The sequence below is a fragment of the Paraglaciecola hydrolytica genome, from assembly GCF_001565895.1.
Classification (GTDB): Bacteria; Pseudomonadota; Gammaproteobacteria; order Enterobacterales; family Alteromonadaceae; genus Paraglaciecola; species Paraglaciecola hydrolytica.
Genome location: NZ_LSNE01000009.1, coordinates 321,302 through 339,520 on the forward strand (window position 1 = coordinate 321,302; position 18,219 = coordinate 339,520).

General features: G+C 43.2%; 17 protein-coding genes. 9 read left to right on the plus strand and 8 right to left on the minus strand.

The window, feature by feature from the left end:
• Nucleotides 1-162: 162 nt before the first annotated feature.
• Nucleotides 163-1,476 (minus strand): cation:proton antiporter, encoded by a 1,314-nt coding sequence (locus AX660_RS17140; protein WP_068379427.1) that lies wholly within the window; start codon nucleotides 1,474-1,476, stop codon nucleotides 163-165.
• A 317-nt stretch (nucleotides 1,477-1,793) separates the two neighbouring features.
• Between AX660_RS17140 and AX660_RS17145 the strand changes: the two genes are divergently transcribed.
• Together AX660_RS17145 and AX660_RS17150 are read left to right on the plus strand one after the other, a co-directional pair.
• On the plus strand, nucleotides 1,794-2,840 hold the full coding sequence (locus AX660_RS17145; protein WP_157884348.1) for a cellulase family glycosylhydrolase: 1,047 nt from the start codon (nucleotides 1,794-1,796) through the stop codon (nucleotides 2,838-2,840).
• 198 nt (nucleotides 2,841-3,038) lie between these two features.
• The gene (locus AX660_RS17150; RefSeq protein WP_068379433.1) at nucleotides 3,039-4,133 is read left to right on the plus strand and encodes a GGDEF domain-containing protein; all 1,095 of its coding nucleotides are present in this window, start codon (nucleotides 3,039-3,041) and stop codon (nucleotides 4,131-4,133) included.
• A gap of 146 nt (nucleotides 4,134-4,279) precedes the next feature.
• On the opposite strand, the gene AX660_RS17155 is transcribed toward AX660_RS17150, so the two are convergent.
• The 6 genes from AX660_RS17155 to AX660_RS17180 form a co-directional block, all read right to left on the minus strand.
• Entirely contained in the window at nucleotides 4,280-5,209 is a 930-nt protein-coding gene (locus tag AX660_RS17155; RefSeq protein WP_068379436.1) for an META domain-containing protein, read from the minus strand.
• 220 nt (nucleotides 5,210-5,429) lie between these two features.
• A complete protein-coding gene (locus tag AX660_RS17160) occupies nucleotides 5,430-5,945 on the minus strand; it encodes a CBS domain-containing protein (RefSeq protein WP_068379439.1) in 516 nt (171 codons plus the stop codon).
• 410 nt (nucleotides 5,946-6,355) lie between these two features.
• Nucleotides 6,356-7,144, minus strand: coding sequence for a polysaccharide deacetylase family protein (locus AX660_RS17165; protein WP_082768978.1), 789 nt, complete (start codon nucleotides 7,142-7,144; stop codon nucleotides 6,356-6,358).
• A 69-nt stretch (nucleotides 7,145-7,213) separates the two neighbouring features.
• Nucleotides 7,214-8,272, minus strand: a complete 1,059-nt coding sequence (locus tag AX660_RS17170) for an efflux RND transporter periplasmic adaptor subunit (RefSeq protein WP_068379442.1) — start codon at nucleotides 8,270-8,272, stop codon at nucleotides 7,214-7,216.
• Nucleotides 8,269-11,715 carry an efflux RND transporter permease subunit gene (locus AX660_RS17175; RefSeq protein ID WP_068379445.1) on the minus strand — a complete coding sequence of 1,149 codons (3,447 nt, stop codon included), beginning with the start codon at nucleotides 11,713-11,715 and terminating at the stop codon, nucleotides 8,269-8,271. The genes AX660_RS17170 and AX660_RS17175 overlap by 4 nt, the downstream gene beginning before the upstream one ends.
• Nucleotides 11,716-11,735: 20 nt before the next feature.
• Nucleotides 11,736-12,032 (minus strand): ArsR/SmtB family transcription factor, encoded by a 297-nt coding sequence (locus AX660_RS17180; RefSeq protein WP_068379448.1) that lies wholly within the window; start codon nucleotides 12,030-12,032, stop codon nucleotides 11,736-11,738.
• A 133-nt stretch (nucleotides 12,033-12,165) separates the two neighbouring features.
• Here AX660_RS17180 and AX660_RS17185 point away from each other — a divergent pair, with 133 nt between their 5' ends.
• Genes AX660_RS17185 through AX660_RS17205 form a run of 5 tightly spaced genes read left to right on the plus strand, consistent with a single transcriptional unit; the run spans nucleotide 12,166 to nucleotide 14,362 of the window.
• Nucleotides 12,166-12,354: a YgaP family membrane protein gene (locus tag AX660_RS17185; protein WP_068379451.1), complete on the plus strand. Its 189-nt coding sequence runs from the start codon at nucleotides 12,166-12,168 to the stop codon at nucleotides 12,352-12,354.
• A 3-nt stretch (nucleotides 12,355-12,357) separates the two neighbouring features.
• Nucleotides 12,358-12,708, plus strand: a complete 351-nt coding sequence (locus AX660_RS17190; RefSeq protein WP_068379454.1) for a rhodanese-like domain-containing protein — start codon at nucleotides 12,358-12,360, stop codon at nucleotides 12,706-12,708.
• A 47-nt stretch (nucleotides 12,709-12,755) separates the two neighbouring features.
• On the plus strand, nucleotides 12,756-13,205 hold the full coding sequence (locus AX660_RS17195; protein ID WP_068379456.1) for a GNAT family N-acetyltransferase: 450 nt from the start codon (nucleotides 12,756-12,758) through the stop codon (nucleotides 13,203-13,205).
• Nucleotides 13,198-13,914, plus strand: a complete 717-nt coding sequence (locus AX660_RS17200) for a DNA alkylation repair protein (RefSeq protein WP_201027462.1) — start codon at nucleotides 13,198-13,200, stop codon at nucleotides 13,912-13,914. Before AX660_RS17195 ends, AX660_RS17200 begins: the two co-directional genes overlap by 8 nt.
• 7 nt (nucleotides 13,915-13,921) lie before the next feature.
• Nucleotides 13,922-14,362: a hypothetical protein gene (locus AX660_RS17205; RefSeq protein WP_068379460.1), complete on the plus strand. Its 441-nt coding sequence runs from the start codon at nucleotides 13,922-13,924 to the stop codon at nucleotides 14,360-14,362.
• A gap of 5 nt (nucleotides 14,363-14,367) precedes the next feature.
• Here AX660_RS17205 and AX660_RS17210 read toward each other — a convergent pair whose 3' ends face one another.
• On the minus strand, nucleotides 14,368-15,417 hold the full coding sequence (locus AX660_RS17210) for a hypothetical protein (RefSeq protein ID WP_068379463.1): 1,050 nt from the start codon (nucleotides 15,415-15,417) through the stop codon (nucleotides 14,368-14,370).
• A 274-nt stretch (nucleotides 15,418-15,691) separates the two neighbouring features.
• Here AX660_RS17210 and prfC point away from each other — a divergent pair, with 274 nt between their 5' ends.
• Nucleotides 15,692-17,269: a peptide chain release factor 3 gene (gene prfC / locus AX660_RS17215; RefSeq protein ID WP_068379999.1), complete on the plus strand. Its 1,578-nt coding sequence runs from the start codon at nucleotides 15,692-15,694 to the stop codon at nucleotides 17,267-17,269.
• Nucleotides 17,270-17,333: 64 nt separating this feature from the next.
• The coding region (argS, locus tag AX660_RS17220; RefSeq protein ID WP_068379466.1) for an arginine--tRNA ligase at nucleotides 17,334-18,219 on the plus strand (886 nt) is incomplete at its 3' end.

The window sequence follows — 18,219 nt, forward strand, 5'->3', positions numbered from 1 at the left end:
GTCGGGATCGTTGGTATTAGTTAGAAGAGGCTGTGGGCCTTGGAATGTGGACAAAAAAGTAAACACTATGATTAGTAAAGTTTTTGAGGATGCTTAATTTGACCTTGTTTGTCTAATTAAGTATCCCCAATGTTGCCCTGCTTATTATTCTTTAAGTTAATGTTAGCTTCGCTTATGTCCTGCGGAGCCATCAGAAGACTCATCGTGTTGTTTCACCAAAGGCTTAACACTTAAACCGTGGACAAAAATTGAAAGGGTAATGGTGATAAATACGACGTGGATCAACTCCAGCGCAATATCTTCCGGCAAACCATGTTGAATGGCATACATTAAATAGTAGAGCGAGCCTATACCACGCACCCCAAACCATGCGCTCATACCACGTATTTTCATGGGCATGCCTGAGCGCCACAAACCGATGTAAACACTTAAGGGGCGTGCCACCATAAAAACAAATGCGGCAAATCCGACCGCTCGCCAACTCCAAGAATCGATAAAAAGTGTGCCACCCAATAAAATGATCAAAAGTAACTCAGATATACGTTCTAGATGTTCATTGAAAACCAAAGTACCTTCGCTTAAATGTTGAAAAGAAGCCTTTTTTTCATGGCTAATCGTTATATCTTGCAATGTGGCTTTTACTTTCTGTTTGCTTTTGTTTTGCACCAGTGAGGTTTCCATTTGTCGCAAGGCAACGGCGGCGGCAAACACCGCTAAAAAGCCCCAAGCGTCTACCACCAAACTTACACCGTAAACGGTGGCAATGAGTCCCAGTCCGAGAAAGTCATGCAACACGGATATTTTTTGGCGATAGCTGCGCACATACCAGACTAGATAACCTAATAAGCAGCCAAAAAATACGCCAATGGCAAGGCCGGCTAAGGTTGCCCAAATGACATCGATAAGAAACCACTGAGCACCAAAATCACCCAGTTCATGCAGGCCTAATAGTCCTAAACCCAACATTACAAAGGGAAAAGCACTGCCGTCGTTTAGTCCGGCTTCGCAGGTTAAAGCAAAACGTAATTGGTCTTCGTCACCATGGTGACGCACTTGCACATCGGTGGCTAAAACGGGGTCGGTTGGCGCAATAATGGCACCTAATAATACGGCAGCACCCAGCGGTAGTTGTAGTACCAAATGAGCAAAAGCGGCGACCAGAGCGACGGTGATAAACATGGAAAAAAATGCTAATTGTAGGGGGCTACGCCAGCGTTGAAAGGTTACTGGTACGGGCATCTTAACACCTGCGGCAAATAGCGAAATCAACACCGCACATTCAGTTAAAACTTCCAAAAACTTAGATTCTTCGAGCGGATTAAAATGGAAAAGTGCAAACCCAGTGGGACCCACAATGATCCCCACAGCGAGATAAAACATCGATGAGGTAATAGGTAGACGATTTATCACCACAGTAAGAAAGCCCATGCTCAACATTAGGGCACCAATTAACATAAACCAGGAGGCTATCGTCATACTTTTTAATCGTTGCTGTGGTGTGAGTGCATTTGTTATTTAGTCTACACGCATTACCCCAAGCCAGTTAAGGAATCCCTTGTCAGTAATGAAATAATTGAGTTTGATTTTTTACGGCTAGTTGTGTTGCCATCTGTGTATCAAAACGAATGTGTGTACTAGGTATTATTGGTGAAAATAAGATCCTTAGAAACCGTAAGGAAATTAGCTAAATTGAGCGGACTCTTACGGGGCGAATACGTGCAGCTGCCTTACAATTCCAATGATTAGAGCTATAGTAGGACGCAAAAATACATCAAAAAAAAATGGTAGGCCAAATGTTATCTAGAGTTTTGTTGCATACGTCTCGCTGCTTATTGCTTAGTTTATTGGCTCTTTTATCCTTTGTGCCACTGTTACATGCGGGATTCTCAGTTAAAGGTGCAGCGGTAATGGACGGCAAAGGCCAACCTTTTGTCATCAGTGGTTTTAATGTTACTCATGCATGGTTGCCGCAAAACACTCCTGTAGCGATTAATGCTGCTGCAGCTTATGGTGCAAATACCATTCGGTTAGTCTTAAGTAATGGTCATATTTGGCGAAAAACTTCCATAGACGAGGTACTAGCTATTATTACGCAAGCTAAGTCTTTAGGCATAGTGACCATGCTGGAAGTACATGAAACTACGGGCTTTGGCGCTAATTCTGCGGCTATCTCTATCGCTGAGGTCATGCCTTATTGGTTATCGCTGGTTGACGTGCTTAAAGGTTCTGAAGACTATGTGATGATTAATATTGGCAATGAGCCTGTACATGGTGAAGGGGAGTTAGCCAATTGGAAACAGCCCCATATTGATGCAATTCAGGCTTTACGTTCAGTGGGTTTAAAACATTTGCTGGTAGTGGATGCCCTAAGTTATGGGCAAGATTATGGTCGTCTAATGGCGAAACACGCGCCTGATATTACTCGTGCCGATCCCTTGCACAATGTTTTATACAGCGTGCACATGTACCAAGTTTATCCAACAGCACTTAAGGTAAAACAGTATTTTGATGATTTTAAAGCCATTGATTTACCATTGATCGTTGGTGAATTTGGTGACGAACATCAGGGCTCTCCAGTAGACGAAGATGCCATTATCAACTTGGCAGCACAATACCAAGTGGGTTTACTGGCGTGGTCGTGGACAGGTAACAATAAAGAAAATCAGCATTTGGATTTAGCCATCAAAGGTGATGTTGATAAACTATCTACGTGGGGCCAACGTTTTTTGTTAGGTGAAAATGGCGTGTGTCAAAAATCACAATTAACCACTTCTTTGTTGGTAGAGTTGGAACAGCAAAAATTACTCAGAACTCGCTGCATAAATAGTCCTACTAAGTAGCAGAATCTCCAGAGTTTAATCACAATAGTTGTATGCAGGTAAACCCGCCAGACGTCAAACCCTCAAGTTGGCTAAACATCTAGGCTAGGAGCCTAGTTTGAATGACAGGGATATTAACGACAACTTATAGGGTAGTTTGTGGCAAAATAGCCCTAACTATGTTCTGTATCAATACTCAGCACGCCTAATAATAATAACATGATGATTACCCCAAAATTTGTTTCTGCCCTTACGCAGATTGGTACACAAAGGCTCGATCCTGTCGAGGCATCCAAAGTCCAAATAACCAATATTGTTGCCCTAATTACCTGTGTTGTGGCATTTATTTATGCTCTGTATTTTCATTTCGCCTTGGACCAAGGTTATATTGCTTTGGCCAATCTGGGCTTTGTTTTGTGTTATTTTTTGCCCGTTTTAATTAACTATAAATACTTCTACAGACTGGCAAAGAGCTGGTTTTTTATGGTGTTGATTGCCCATGTTTGTTTATTTGGTTTTTATGTTTTTAGCCAGGCAGCGGGATTTCATTTTTATTATTTGATTATTATTCCTGGTGTTTTTTTGTTGTTTAATCAACAAGATAAGATCGAAAAATTTGCCTTCTGTTTACTGGCCATTTTGCTATTTTTTGTGAGTGAGTTGAGTGTGCATTCTGCGCCCATGATAGTTCTGGCGCCTACAGCAGAAAAGACGCTGTTCCTGTCGGTTATTTTTGTCATTATGACAGAGACCTATTTTATTATGTCTGTGCTCAGTCGTAATATCGGTTTGTATGAAAATGAACTTAAGTTGATGGCCTCTACTGACATATTAACCGGCATCAACAATCGACGGATTTTTATGTTGCTTGGCAAAGAATTATTTGAACATGCCCGGCGTTACAATAATCCCTTGTCATTAATGATGTTGGATATTGATTATTTTAAAAAAATTAATGATCAATATGGCCATCTTGTGGGTGACAAGGCGCTGCAACAAGTTGCCTTAACCTTGCAGGCTAACCTTAGGGCCAGTGATGTGTTGGCGCGTTATGGTGGTGAAGAGTTTGTTATATTGTTGCCACAAACCGATAGTACTAACGCTTTAGAACTGGCCCAAAAGTTACGGGAAGAAGTCAGCCTTATTCGACTCGAGATTAAAGGCTTTGAGCCGATTAGTTTTACGACAAGTATAGGTTTAGCTCAATATCACGACCAACTAAAATCGGTCACTCAATTGCTAAATAATGCTGATAAGGCTTTATATCAGGCAAAAAAGGCAGGTCGAAACAAAGTACTGGCTTATCAAGTCTGAGCGACTACAGTTTACTTAGCTACAGTCTTGATGTTCAAAGGTATTTTGCAAATCACTTAAGATTTTGAGCAGTTCAACAAGGTCTTTTTCCCTTAGGCTGTCATGCCGTTGTTCAATGGCAAGACTCCCATATTACGTGGTTGGCATTACCAGAATGTCATCGAACCGCTATCGTATTTGAGCTCCAAAATAAGCCGCCCTTTCCCCGTAAAAAAGTAAGAGCTGACATTTGTTAACATCTTAGAAAACTCTTGCTCTTGCGAGTCTGCACAGAACATGCGGGTCGAGATCATTTTGCTCAATGTGATTTGATTATCCGTGACGCTAAATTCACCCTGCATAGCGTTACAGTCAGTGGTTATCAAAACCTTGCCATTGGCTTCAAATTTGAGACTAAATTTTTGTGCCAATTTAGGTTTTTGCTCTGAGTCATTGTTGTATTGTGTTTTTTCCCAATACCAAGTTTTCATGCCTAAGGTCATTCTTGCTGGGTCGGCTTCCCCGGCAAAGTTTGGCTCTACTGCTATGAGTTGCTGTGTATCGGCATCATAAACAAACCGCTGCTCTGTTGTTATGGAAGGCAAGGTTGTGTAGGCATCACTCTTCAAACGGTCTAGCAACTGCACCGTAATTCTATTTTTATCAACGCGAACTTCATGGGGTTGAATGCGATCACCCAACAAAAAAGCTTTACTGCCTTTAAAATGTTCGCCTTCACGGATCGCCACAACCAGATAATAAAAAATGCCACTGCCAACACCATTTTGACTCAAAATTAACACAGCATCCTGTTGGCCATCGCCATTCAAATCGGTTTTAGTTGGTGTTCCCCAAACTTGGGTTATCAGCTTAGTGTTTGAGTCTGGCGCGGCACTTTCTTCGGCATAACCGTTAAGCAACTCTATGTCTTGCTGATTTATATTAAAGCGCGTATTAAGTGGACTTAGCTTATCTTGCGTTACGTTCAGTTCTTGATGAAGGCCATATTGGCAAGCTTGCATAAAGACCAACATTAGCGCCAGCCCACCATATTTCAGCCGCAAACGTTTAATTGTCAGCTCTAAAAAAACACTCATATTCATCACCTTAGGCCTTTGAAAATTTCACCATGAACTTGAGTTTTATACCCAAACAAAAGGGGCGTATATAGCGTTGTTATTGCATTCTGCTTTTATTTAATACCCTACAGATAATAACTAATTTAGACCCAAAAAAAAGGCCGTTTGAGGATAAATTTCTTTGTATTGCTGAAATATATCTAAGACATACGCTCGTTTAGCCCTCTATAAAATCAAACTACTGTGCAAGTATGCGCAAGATATCCATAGCGGTTAATACTCCCACCAACAGGCCGTTTTGGGTAATAAACAAACGATGAACTTGTTGGGTCAAAATCATGTTATAGGCTTGTTCTAAACTACTGTTTATGTCTATTGAAACGACTATTGGGGTCATTATCGAGTTGACAGTGCAATAGTCCTTGGCGCGATCCTGAATGCGTCGAACTTCAGCTTCACTAATCGGGCCACCAAAAGGGCCGTAGTGTTGGCGAACCAATTTAATGATGTCTTGTTTGTTGGGTTCGTTACTTTCAAAACGAATAATATCGGATTGTGTCACCACTCCGACTAATTCATCATCTGCAGCAATAACAGGTGCCCCAGAGATATCATGTTTAATAAAAAACTGTGACAAACGCTTAATTGACCAACCTTCATATACAGTGAGTACTTGTTTCGACATCGCCTCAGCGAGTGTGATCTGTGCCAAGATCTCTCGTAAATCACTTTGTAAATTTACTTGAATATCCATAGTCACCTTTACTTTTTCAATATATTTATAGTGGCAATATAACCTGAATTATCCGAGGCAAAAACCGATAATATTATGCTCTGGTTTGCCAAATAGGGGCCGGCTAAGAATCAAAGTATTCTATGGAATAAACAATAAGATAAGTGCATGCGCTGCGTGTACTTATCGCTGCGCGACCAGGCATTCGCTTCGCGAACTGGCATCCATGCCTTATTTCAAGCTTCGGGACGAGGTTTGAAAAATCGTCATGGATGACGTAAGCGGAGCGCATGCCGTGTCGCGAAGCGATGCTTCTAAAGTTCGCGCAGCGAATACGTGGTCGCGCAGCGATAAGTGCACGTAGTGCATAATCTTACTGGCCGTAGGCCATGCTCGTTGCGTAGCAACACATCACTGCGCGTAGCGCACTGCTAGCGCTTGTGCTGCGCCAACATAATATTACGGTAGGTATCTACCCAATATTTATCCTGATTAGCCACTAAGTAATCTAAAAATTTAGCATGTTCTGCTGTGGTAACAACAAGATGATCCCCACCTATGCCATGAAACAAGACGTTGACCAATTTAATGTTTTTTGGCTGTTTTTCGATAAAGGCAATAATTTGCTCAGCGTTAATATCGCTGGGGGCAATGAGCTTGGCAAAATTAGGATCTTCATTACCTTTAACCCCGATAAACTGATCTTTTACTGCCTCAACATAATTGCCGTCTTTGGCCATTTGGTCATAACAAGGAGGGGTAAGGGTATGCACAGTTTCACCGTCAATTGCGCGGAGTAGGGTATTCGCCACTGTCACTTCGTCTACCATCGCCAGTACAGGTCTATTATCTAAATTGTTATGGACGGGCACCCAGTCGCGGCCGGGTTGCGATTTTCGACAGGCGTGGAACAAGGTATGGTTGCCGAGCTCGTGGCCTTGTTTGGCCAGTAACGTCCACTCTTCAATTCTATTTTTAAAGGCTTGTGACAAGGGCACTACGTAAAATGAGGCTTTTAAACCCCGTTGGTTTAAGGCGGGTAGGGCGTTATCTAATTGGCTATTTAACGCATCATCATAAGACAGGCTGATAGCCACTTTATTGCCCTGTGGCCATTGTGGATTGGTCTCAGCACCAAAGGTAAGTGTGCTAAAGGTAAGAGCGGCCAATAAAACCGAAGAGCCAATCAGGAAAGAGTTTGCATATGCACGCATTGCCATAAAAAGTCCTAAATTTTGTTAAAAAAATGCGGCATCAGTGTGCCGCATTTGTCAGCAAGCCAATAGTATTTATTCTGCTAATTTACTTATTATTTCTCCTGCTTGTAAGCCTGATACCACTTCAACTTGCTCGGCAAATACCTCACCTAAACGCACAAAACGGCGGCTAAGTTGCCCGTCATTGACAACCCACACTCGATCTAATTGGCCAAAACTTTCGACGTAGGAGAGGGGGATTAATACGAGCGTTTCGTCACTTACTGGAATTTGTAAACGGGCAAACATGCCAGGGCGTGATTGTTCATTAAATTGAATTTCTGCCTTAACTACAAAACTGTGGGCATTGGGGTCGGCAGCGGGCACCAGTTCGGCAATCGTGGCGGGTATACGTAAGTCTAGACTATCGATATAAACACTTAATTGCTGGCCTAGGCTTAACGTGGTGGCAAGGGCTTCGCGTACGTCGGCTTCAATCAATAAGGACATTGGATTGTACAATGCTAATAAAGGTTGGCCGGGAGTTGCCATGTTACCGGGTTCCGCTTTTCTATCCACGATACGACCCGAAATTGGCGCCAAAATTGTGCTGTAACTCAGCGCGGTTTCAGCTTCTTTTTGCCCTTGTATGGCGGCTTGGATTTCTCCGCTTAAGCGAGTGTACATGGCCTGAGCTTGATCCAGTTCGGCAGTCGAAGCTAGGCCTTGTTTTTTCAAGTTTTGCATACGGGTTAAGGCGTTTTCTGCTTCAGTCATCGAACCTTGTAAGGAGTCTAACTTTGACTTGGCTTGCTCTACTTGGCTGAGTAAGTCACTGTTTTGTAGCACGACTAAGGGCTTGCCCTGAGTGATTTGATCGCCGGCGCGTACATTGATTTTTTCAATGCGCGCCATGATCCGACTGGATATTAAGGTGGTCTCCCGGGCTTTTAAGCTAGCGGGAGCGGATTCCATTCTTGGCACCCTACTCTGACTAACCTGTAGCGTGTTTTGCGGGTTTGAACTAGCCAGCTTAACGTCGTGGGGCGCGACTTTGTCGTCAAACAAGCCCGCCATCCAAGCGATGGAAACAGCTAATATGAGTATTGCGCCAATAGGGGCTGCGACCTTACGAAAGGTTAGCGAGTTCATGCTGGGTTCTCCTGAGTTGAATTAAGGTTGAGGCTTGTTGGTGGAGTGTCTACAGAGTCGGTTGGTTTTGCTTCTTTATCAAAAACTAAAAAATACACCATGGGCACAACTAATAATGAAAAGAAGGTTGAAGCGATAATGCCAAATATGATGGCCAGAGCCAGCCCACTAAATACCGGGTCGAGAATAATCACCACATTTCCCAACAGTGTGGTGCCAGCGGTGAGTAGCACCGGGCGCATACGTACGGTACCAGCGGCCAATAAGGCTTGTTTAATACTATGACCTTGTGAGCGGGCGAGGGTGATAAACTCAACTAATATCAGTGAGTTGCGCACCACGATACCGGCTAAGGCTATCATGCCTATCATGGCGGTTGCAGTGAATAGTACCGGGTCGGGCGCGCCACCAATCCAACGTTCGCCAAACTGATTCATTAACCAAAAGCCCGGCATGATACCGATGATGGTTAAGGGAATAGCCGACATGATAATGAGCGATAAACCGCTACTATTGGTTTGCCAGCGTAGTACAAAAAAGATCCCCACTAAAGCAAACGCAAAAGCAATGCCCATATCACGAAACACATCAATGGTGATCTTCCATTCGCCTTCGCCGGCAAAATCTATGTTTACCCCCTCTGGTACGGCCCAATTGATCCCCGCGCCTGAACTTAAATAAGTACGAGATTGCCAATCTGTGTTTGCTTCTTGGTTAGCCATTGCGGCGTTAGTACGCGCTATTAAGGCACTCTCCTGACTCACAATTCGATCTGAACTTATATCTGCAATGACTTCGGCAGGCGTGCGGCCTGACAATTCAGCCGTAACATAAATCACCGGACGTAAATCTTTGTGCAATATGGGCTGACTCACTTCAACCGTTTGCCACTTACCTAGTTCAGCTAGATTAACAATGGGTTGGGGCGCGGCTTGTAAACCCACGCCTGCATCTTGTTGTGCTATGCCTTGCATGCCAATCAGGGGTAAGCCCGCCAAATCACTGATTTGATTGGCGGTGCTAAAAGGTAATTTTAATTCAATTTCTAGTGGCGTGGCTTCATTGTCACGTTGAAACACTCCGGCACTTAAACCTTGTACAGCTAAGTTGATGGTTTGATTAACATCTGCGGTTGCGATACCAGACAGTGCGGCTTTTTGTTTATCAACCACAAAGCGGGCGATGTCTTGCGGGGCTGTCATGCTGGAGTCTATTTCTACCACATAAGGCTCTTTAGCCAAACGTTGCATCAATACATGTGCTGCGTGTTGCTGGGTGGCTAAATCAACAAAAGGCTCGGCATAAACTTCGGCAACTAAGGTGCTTAACACCGGCGGGCCGGGTGGTACTTCAACCACTTTGATGTGGGTATCATGACGTTGCAATGGTGCAAGCAGTTCTCGTAGGCGCAATACCACTGCATGGGATTGGTGCTCACGGGTTTCTTTATCAACTAAAATCAGCCTAACTTCGGCTTGGTTGGGCGCATTACGTTGATAGTACTGGCGCACCATGCCGTTAAAATCCATGGGCGAGGCTTCACCTACATAGGCTGCTAATAGTTCTATTTCAGGCAGGGTACTAGCAATATCCATCACTTGCTGAGTTAAGGCCGCGCTAGTTTCAAGGGTGCTTGATTCGGGTAAATCAATCAGCAGTTGGATTTCATTTTTATTATCAAAAGGCAATAGCTTAAGCGGTACGCCGCGCAACAAGGGCAACAAACTGGCGGCAATAAACAAAACTAACACTATCCATAAACCTAATTTAGCGCGCTTTTTAGTGGCGATAAGTGGACTAAGCATACGATCGTAAAATGATTCGCTAGGCTCTTCTATTAATTCACTGGGTTTCAGGATGCGCGAGGCTAACCACGGGGTAATCAAAAACGCCACAAAGCCGGACAACGTAACACTAATGGGCACATTAAAGGCCATTGGCGCCATATAAGGCCCCATCATACCGGTGATAAAAGCCAGTGGCACAAAGGCCAATATAATGGTGATGGTGGACATGATCAGCGGTGAGCGGATTTCTGCCATGGCCGTTACAATACGCTCGGCTTTATTACCCTTATGTTTACCTTTAGGGGCATTGAGAAAACGGCTGATGTTATCGATGCCGGTAATGGGATCATCCACCAACAAACCTAAAGACAAGATCAAAGCAAACAGGGTGACGCGGTTAATACTGTAACCCAGCATTAAATCTAACATTAGTGTTAGGCCATAACATACAGGTACGGCCAAACCCACCACAATAGCGGCTCGCCAGCCTAAGAATATGGCAATAAACACCACTACCGTGAACACCGCAAAGGCTAAACTAGAGGTCAGATCGTTGACTTTTTGATTGGCGGTTTCGCCGTAGTCTCGTAGGATTTTGTAATGCACTTCGGCGGGTAAAAACTCGGTTTTTAACTCGGCCATTTTTGCCAATACATCAGCCGCAACTCTTACTGCGTTAGTGCCTTTTTGCTTGGCAACACTGATGGTTACCATAGGATTAGTTTGCTGGCTGAGGGCTTGGTCTTCGGCCTTAGCATTATCGTCACTTTGACTGGCTAATGTGGCTTGATGGCTATATTCGAGCCATTGATACGCGGTGACGGTTGCTTGGGCATCATGCACCCTTGCTACGTCTTGCAATAATACGGCTTTGCCGTTGATCATATTAACCACTAAGTTATTAAGCTCGTCAATGCTACGTAATACGTCGCCTGACTCGATTAATACTGCCTTGGCACCAATGACCACAGCGGAAGACTGGCGTAGTTGGTTGGCTTGTCGGATGGCCTGGTAAACATTGAGTGCACTGGTTTGATGGGCCGCCAGGGCAGTAATATCTAACTCAACTTGGATTTTACGCTCGCGTCCACCCACTACTTTAACTTCACTGGTGTTTTCAATACCTTGCAACAGGGTTGATACTTCTTGGGCAATACGGTGCAGGGCCACATCGTTGTACAACGACTCATTGCTGCTGACTAAACCCAGCGTAATAATGGGCACATCATCAACTTCAACCGGTTTTAGCAGCCAATTTGTGACGACAGCAGGAATAATATTTTGATTGGCGTAAAGCTTGTTGTAAGTATTCAATAAAGCGTTTTCGCGGTTTTCCCCTACAAAAAAACGCAGCACTACCGATAATTTGCCATCTAGTGAAGTGGAATAAACGTGTTCAACGCCGGATATTTGGGTTAACAGTTTTTCGAGAGAGGTAGTGACTTGTCGTTCAACTTGCCGTGCAGTTAAGTTAGGTACATCTACCATGACCTCTATCATCGGCACCACAATTTGTGGCTCTTCTTCGCGGGGTGTCATTTGCAAGGCAATGATGCCCGCGACTAAGGCAAAAATGAATAAAAATAGCGGTAGTCCGCCTTTTAAAGCATAACGCACCGCTTTATCTAAGGGATGTGAATATTGTGGTTCAGACACAGTGATCTCCAAAAAATACGTTAAACAGCACAGAAAAACTCATAGAGTTTCTCAATGATTTGTTTTACTCGGGGGTCGCTCACCGAGTACATAATGCTTTGCGCTTCACGGCGGGTACCAACCAATTTGTGCTCGCGCAATACCGCCAAATGCTGAGATAAAGCCGATTGGCCCAGCGGTACACACTGGTTTAACTCAGATACACTGCATTCTTTGTCGAGCAAACTACATAAGATCATCAGGCGATTTTTATTCGCCAGTATCTTCATAAAGGCTTCGGCTTGTTCGGCATTGCTGGCTAATTGTTCTAGTTCCAAAGTACACCTCTGTTGTGATATTCAAGGGCTATTTAGGCGCTATTATAGACTGTATATTAGAAAAAGCTAATATTAGTTGATTCTAATATTAGGTGGGGCTAATATAGCTGAAAATTAACACAGGAAAAATAGAATGAAATTACAAGCCGCTTTACGTTTAATTGCTGGAACGATGATATTGTTATCTTTGGCATTAACAGTTTTGGTTCATCCAAACTGGATTTATTTTAGTGCATTTATCGGACTCAACTTAATTCAATCGGCCTTTACGTGCTGGTGTCCGATGATCACAATTTTAAAAAAACTAGGTTTTGAGGAGTAAGTTATGTTGCTAGCTGTTGGCGATTTGATCGCACAAGTAAAACAGAATATTCGTTGTATCGATGCGCAAACTGCTGCCACTGAGCGTGAGCAGAACAAGGGTTTGTTAATTGATGTTCGTGAACCTGCTGAGCACCTTATAACGCCAGCAATAGGCGCGATTAATATCCCGCGCGGTTTACTTGAAATGAAAATGATGGAGTTAGAAAAAGATCCAACGCGGCCAATCTATCTGCATTGCGCAACCTCAGCCCGAGCAGCTTTAGGTGCAGAGCAGTTAAAACGTGTTGGCTATGAAAATGTCACTGTGATCACCTGTAAAATAGATGAAATTCAGCGTTGTTGTGAAGTGTAAGCTCAGTAACAGCCGCATAAGAATACTGATTTTTATAAGGAGCTGAGTTGAATATTCGTTTTATTCAAGCCACCGAGCAAGATCAAGCTTATCTTCTGAGTTTACGCCAGCACACTATGGTGGAACATCTAGAGCGTGAAGGCTTGTTTTATTCAGCAGAACAACATTTGCTGCGACTGCAACAAGATTATTCATGTGCGCATATTATATGGCTAGATCATAAAAAAGTGGGTCTGCTGAAGTTCAGTTGCCAAGAAGGACAACTGGATATAAAACAGATTCAACTCGAGCCACGTTACCAGGGTCAAGGTTTAGGGCGTAAAATTTTGCAGCATTTGTTGGTTAACACAGCACATAAAAAAGCGGTACTAAGCGTGTTGAAACACAACCCCGCGCTGAAGCTCTATCTTGCGATGGGCTTTAAGACAGTTGGTGATGACCAATATGAATTTCACATGCAAAAAATGTCGACTGACTTAGGTGAAAATATTGAATAACGGCGAACAAATTTTAGCTGCCTTATTAGCCTTGGCCGACCCTCTAAAAGCGCAAAACTCCCTGCGTTATTTTAAAACAGCAAAAGGGCAGTATGGCCATGGTGACCAGTTTTTAGGCATTACTATGCCGCAACTTCGCCAAACGGTTAAAAATTTTAAACACGCGACCTTAGATGATGCGGTTGAATTACTGCACTCAGATTGGCACGAAGTAAGAATGTGCGCCTTGTTGTTATTGGTACAGCAGTTCAAAAGCGCTGATGCACAGGTAAAACAGCAGGTATTTGAGTGTTATTTACGACATAGCCAGTTTATTAATAACTGGGATTTGGTGGATTGTTCAGCCTATTTGATTGTCGGCCCATATCTGCAAAACAAACCGCGCGCTGTGTTATATGACTTAGCCAAATCAGATTTGTTGTGGGACAGACGCATTGCCGTTATTGCCACCTTACATTTTATTCGCCTTAAGGATTTTACTGATATCTTAGCCTTGGCTGAGTTATTAATTAATGACAGTCACGACTTGATGCATAAGGCTGTAGGGTGGATGTTGAGAGAAGTTGGTAATAGAGATAAGCAGGTTGAACTAGGCTTTTTAACTCGTCATTATCAACAGATGCCACGTACCATGTTACGTTATGCCATCGAAAAATTCCCCGAGCCAGAGCGTCAGGCTTTTTTGCACAACAACGTAATAATTAATTGAAAACATCATGATTGAACAAGAAATTAAATCCCAAGCTTGTGCCTTGAAACATGCTGTTTGTATCGGATTAGTTGATGTTAAATACCTTGTGGATTGGGCTGATGCTTTAATTAGCCATGCTGATGAAGTAGATGATTGGTTGGCAGAGCTAGCACTATGTAAAACGGCGAGTCAGGCAATGTCTCTGTTAGCTAATGTGCCGGGTAAAGCTACAGCAGAACTGTGGTGGCCACTGTTTAAACAGCAAGTTGTAAAGGCTCTTGATACTGGTTTTGTTGAGCTACAAATACTCGCTACTTATTGTTATAACCTTGCCCTCAGCGGCGATATCCCAGCCTACGATTGTGAAGCCTTATACCAATTGGAACTTGAATACGACAGCCTCTTTACCGGTTATGGCACCCAAGCTGAAGTGGATGCACAGGCGTCACGATTTTTTAGAAAGTAATTTGTCTAATCATTTGCTGACTCAATATAACGCACACTTAGTTGTTTAAGATCCAGCTCTACCAAAGCCTCTTGGCCCCTCCAGTCACAATCACTAATACACATTTGCATCTCAAGTTTGCCATCCCCAAGTAGGCTGATGTCACGGATAGGATGAAAACCTTTAGAACTATCTCCAGCCAATGTCCATGCATACCATAGTTGATCTATTTGGATGAGGCTTAGGCCTAAATTTTCATAGACATCTTGTTCCAGAACTAGGTTGATAAAAGTATGTGTGCCTAGCTTAAAACGGCTGGTTTGGTAGCTGTCATCAGACAAAGCATTAACAATGAGTTGATTGATTTCATCCTGCTGTTCGATGAGTTTCAGTTCTAGTGTAGAGGGCTCGCCTGTTACAAAATCTGCGGGCAGGGGATTAGCCTTGTCTAAATTTTCAGGTAATACACTTAGCCACTTTTCTTTTTCTGAGGAGGCAAAAATATCGTGTTCAAATGTACAGGTGCAGGGCTGACCATTGCCTTGTTTATAGGTTTTCCAATCCGAATTTTGCCCATTTTTACAGGTAACATAACTCTCAATAATAGAATCATCTTGACTGCCAGGTAAGGAGCTTGTTTGCCACTGTTGCTGCTGATTGATGCCTAATACGTGATGATAATAAATACCCACTCTTTCATCTTGGCTGCCAATAAAAAATACCGGACTTACGATGGTAGGATTAATGCACAAGCCTTCAATATAGGCCCCATAATATGATTGTGAAAATAGTAGCTTGCCATTTAGGTGTAGCGCTAAATAATCTAGGCTATCCATAGATTTTGTAAGGTGTAACTTTAGCTTTAGAGGGGGTTGAGTTTCAGCCGTGTCTATTGTGCCGGTGATGCGGGTAAATAGCGGAGTGCTCGGTGTTTCGCCACTTTCATCGATTTGCCATTCAATGCTTAATTTTGCCGGGCTTATTCTGTCGGCCTTTTGACAAGACGTCATCACAATAGCGATAACACCATAAAATAAAGCCCAATAAGCTTTTTTAGAGCAAAGAATGGAAGGCAATTTTAACCCTTAATACCCTTGGGGAACTACCACTGTAAACAGGAATAATGATTTTGACAATGCACTATCGATATCACTTCTTATTCATCAATTAATCTAAAATATTTCAATAAGCTATACCTATTTTGTGCAACTACTGCCTAGTTGTAACTTCCTAGAAGTTGATAATCAACAGATTACCGTTCCCATGGCATCAAGGGAGGTCAAAACCACAAATTCGTGTATAATCCGCGCCCAATTAGTATATGAATCATTATTTTTGAGTTTAGAGTCCATGTCATTTCAGCAAGAAGTTAATAAACGCCGTACTTTTGCGATTATTTCGCATCCCGATGCCGGTAAAACCACCATTACCGAAAAAGTTTTGTTGTACGGCAACGCCCTACAAAAAGCCGGAACCGTAAAGGGCAAAAAGTCTGGCCAACATGCTAAATCAGATTGGATGGACATGGAAAAAGAACGGGGTATTTCGATTACTACCTCGGTCATGCAGTTTCCTTATAAAGAGTGCCTAGTTAACTTACTGGATACTCCAGGACACGAAGATTTCTCGGAAGATACTTACCGTACCTTAACGGCAGTGGATTCGTGTTTAATGGTAATTGACGCCGCTAAAGGGGTTGAAGCCCGTACCATTAAACTAATGGAAGTCACCCGCTTACGTGACACGCCTATTATCACCTTTATGAACAAAATGGATCGTGATACCCGCGACGCTATCGACTTGTTAGATGAAGTGGAAGACATCCTCAATATCAAATGTGCGCCTATTACGTGGCCCATTGGTATGGGTAAAGAATTTAAAGGTGTCTATCACTTACTGCGTGATGAGACCTTTTTATATAAATCCGGCCAAGGTCACACCATTCAGGAAGTGCGCGCCATTAAGGGCATTGATAACCCTGAACTGGATAAAGCCATCGGCATTTACGCGCAAGAACTACGTGACATGCTTGAATTAGTGCGCGGAGCATCCCATGAATTTAATCACGATGAATTTATTGCCGGTGAATTAACTCCGGTATTTTTTGGAACCGCCATGGGTAACTTTGGCGTGGATCATATGCTCGATGGCCTGAATGCATGGGCGCCTAAACCACAAGGTCGCAATACTTCAGAGCGTCAGGTTGAGTCGAGTGAAGAAAAATTCAGTGGTTTTGTGTTTAAAATTCAAGCCAATATGGATCCCAAACATCGTGACCGTATTGCTTTTTGTCGTATTGTGTCGGGTAAATACGAAAAGGGCATGAAGATGTTCCAAAGCCGTATCGCCAAAGAAGTACGTATTTCTGACGCTTTAACCTTTTTAGCCGGTGATCGTGAGTTACTCGAAGAAGCTTATGCTGGCGATATTATTGGTTTGCATAACCATGGCTCAATTCAGATTGGTGATACCTTTACCTCGGGTGAAAACTACCGCTTTGCTGGTATTCCTAACTTTGCTCCTGAATTGTTCAAACGCATTCGTTTACGTGACCCACTTAAACAAAAGCAATTACTCAAAGGGCTTATTCAGTTATCTGAAGAAGGCGCTGTGCAGGTATTCCGTCCACTGCAAAACAACGACTTAATAGTTGGGGCTGTGGGGGTATTGCAGTTTGATGTAGTTGTTGCACGCTTAAAAGGTGAATATAACGTGGATGCCTTGTACGAGCACGTTAACGTATCTACGGCGCGCTGGGTAGAGTGTAAAGACGAACGTAAACTCGAGGAGTTTCGCAATAAAGCCGAAGTGAATTTGGCCCTGGATGGTGGTGATAACCTAACCTATATCGCACCGACTATGGTTAATTTGAACTTAGCCCAAGAACGTTATCCCGACATTCAATTTCTTAAAACCCGAGAACATTAAGACCAGAGCCCATTAAGCCCAAAGAACAATAAAACTGGTAGCCAGCATAAAGCGAAATACAAATATGAATTTACAGCGTTTTTTAGTAGAAAAATTTAAACAAGCCGTTGCCAAAATTGGCGCACCGGCCGATGCATCGTTGCCTTTAAGTCGCAGTACGCGCCCTGAGTTTGGTCACTACCAATTTAATGGTGCAATGGCACTGGCAAAGGCCATGAAATTGCCGCCTCGTGATGTGGCGCAAAAGATCATTGATGTGATTGAGCTTAATGACGAAGTTGAAAAACTGGAAATCGCCGGCCCGGGTTTTATTAATATTCATTTAAGTCCAGCTTGGTTGTCTGAACAGTTAACTCAAGCCAACGCCGACGCTCGTTTAGGCATAGAGCCGGATGCGCCGCAAACCGTAGTGGTAGATTATTCAGCGCCCAACCTTGCCAAAGAAATGCACGTAGGTCATTTACGTAGCACCATTATTGGTGATGCCGTGACTAAAACCCTAGAGTTTATGGGCGCCAAAGTCGTACGTCAGAATCACATGGGAGACTGGGGCACGCAGTTTGGTATGTTGATCACTCATTTAAACGACAAACTTGCCGAAACTGGCGTTGCGGAAGCCGCATTGTCTGATCTTGAAGATTTTTATCGTGCCGCCAAAGTACGGTTTGATAATGAAGAAGGCTTTGCCGACCGCGCTAGAGAAAATGTAGTTAAATTGCAAAGTGGCGATGCTGAATGCTTAGCATTATGGGAAACCTTTGTAGCAATTTCCATTAAACATAGCGAAGAGGTTTACCATAAATTAAACGTCACTCTGACGCGTGACGACATTATGGGCGAAAGTGCCTATAACAAAGATTTACCAGCAGTAGTGGCAGAATTAAAAGCCGCTGATATTGCGGTTGAAAGCCAAGGTGCTCAAGTGGTGTTTTTGCAGGAGCTGGCTGACA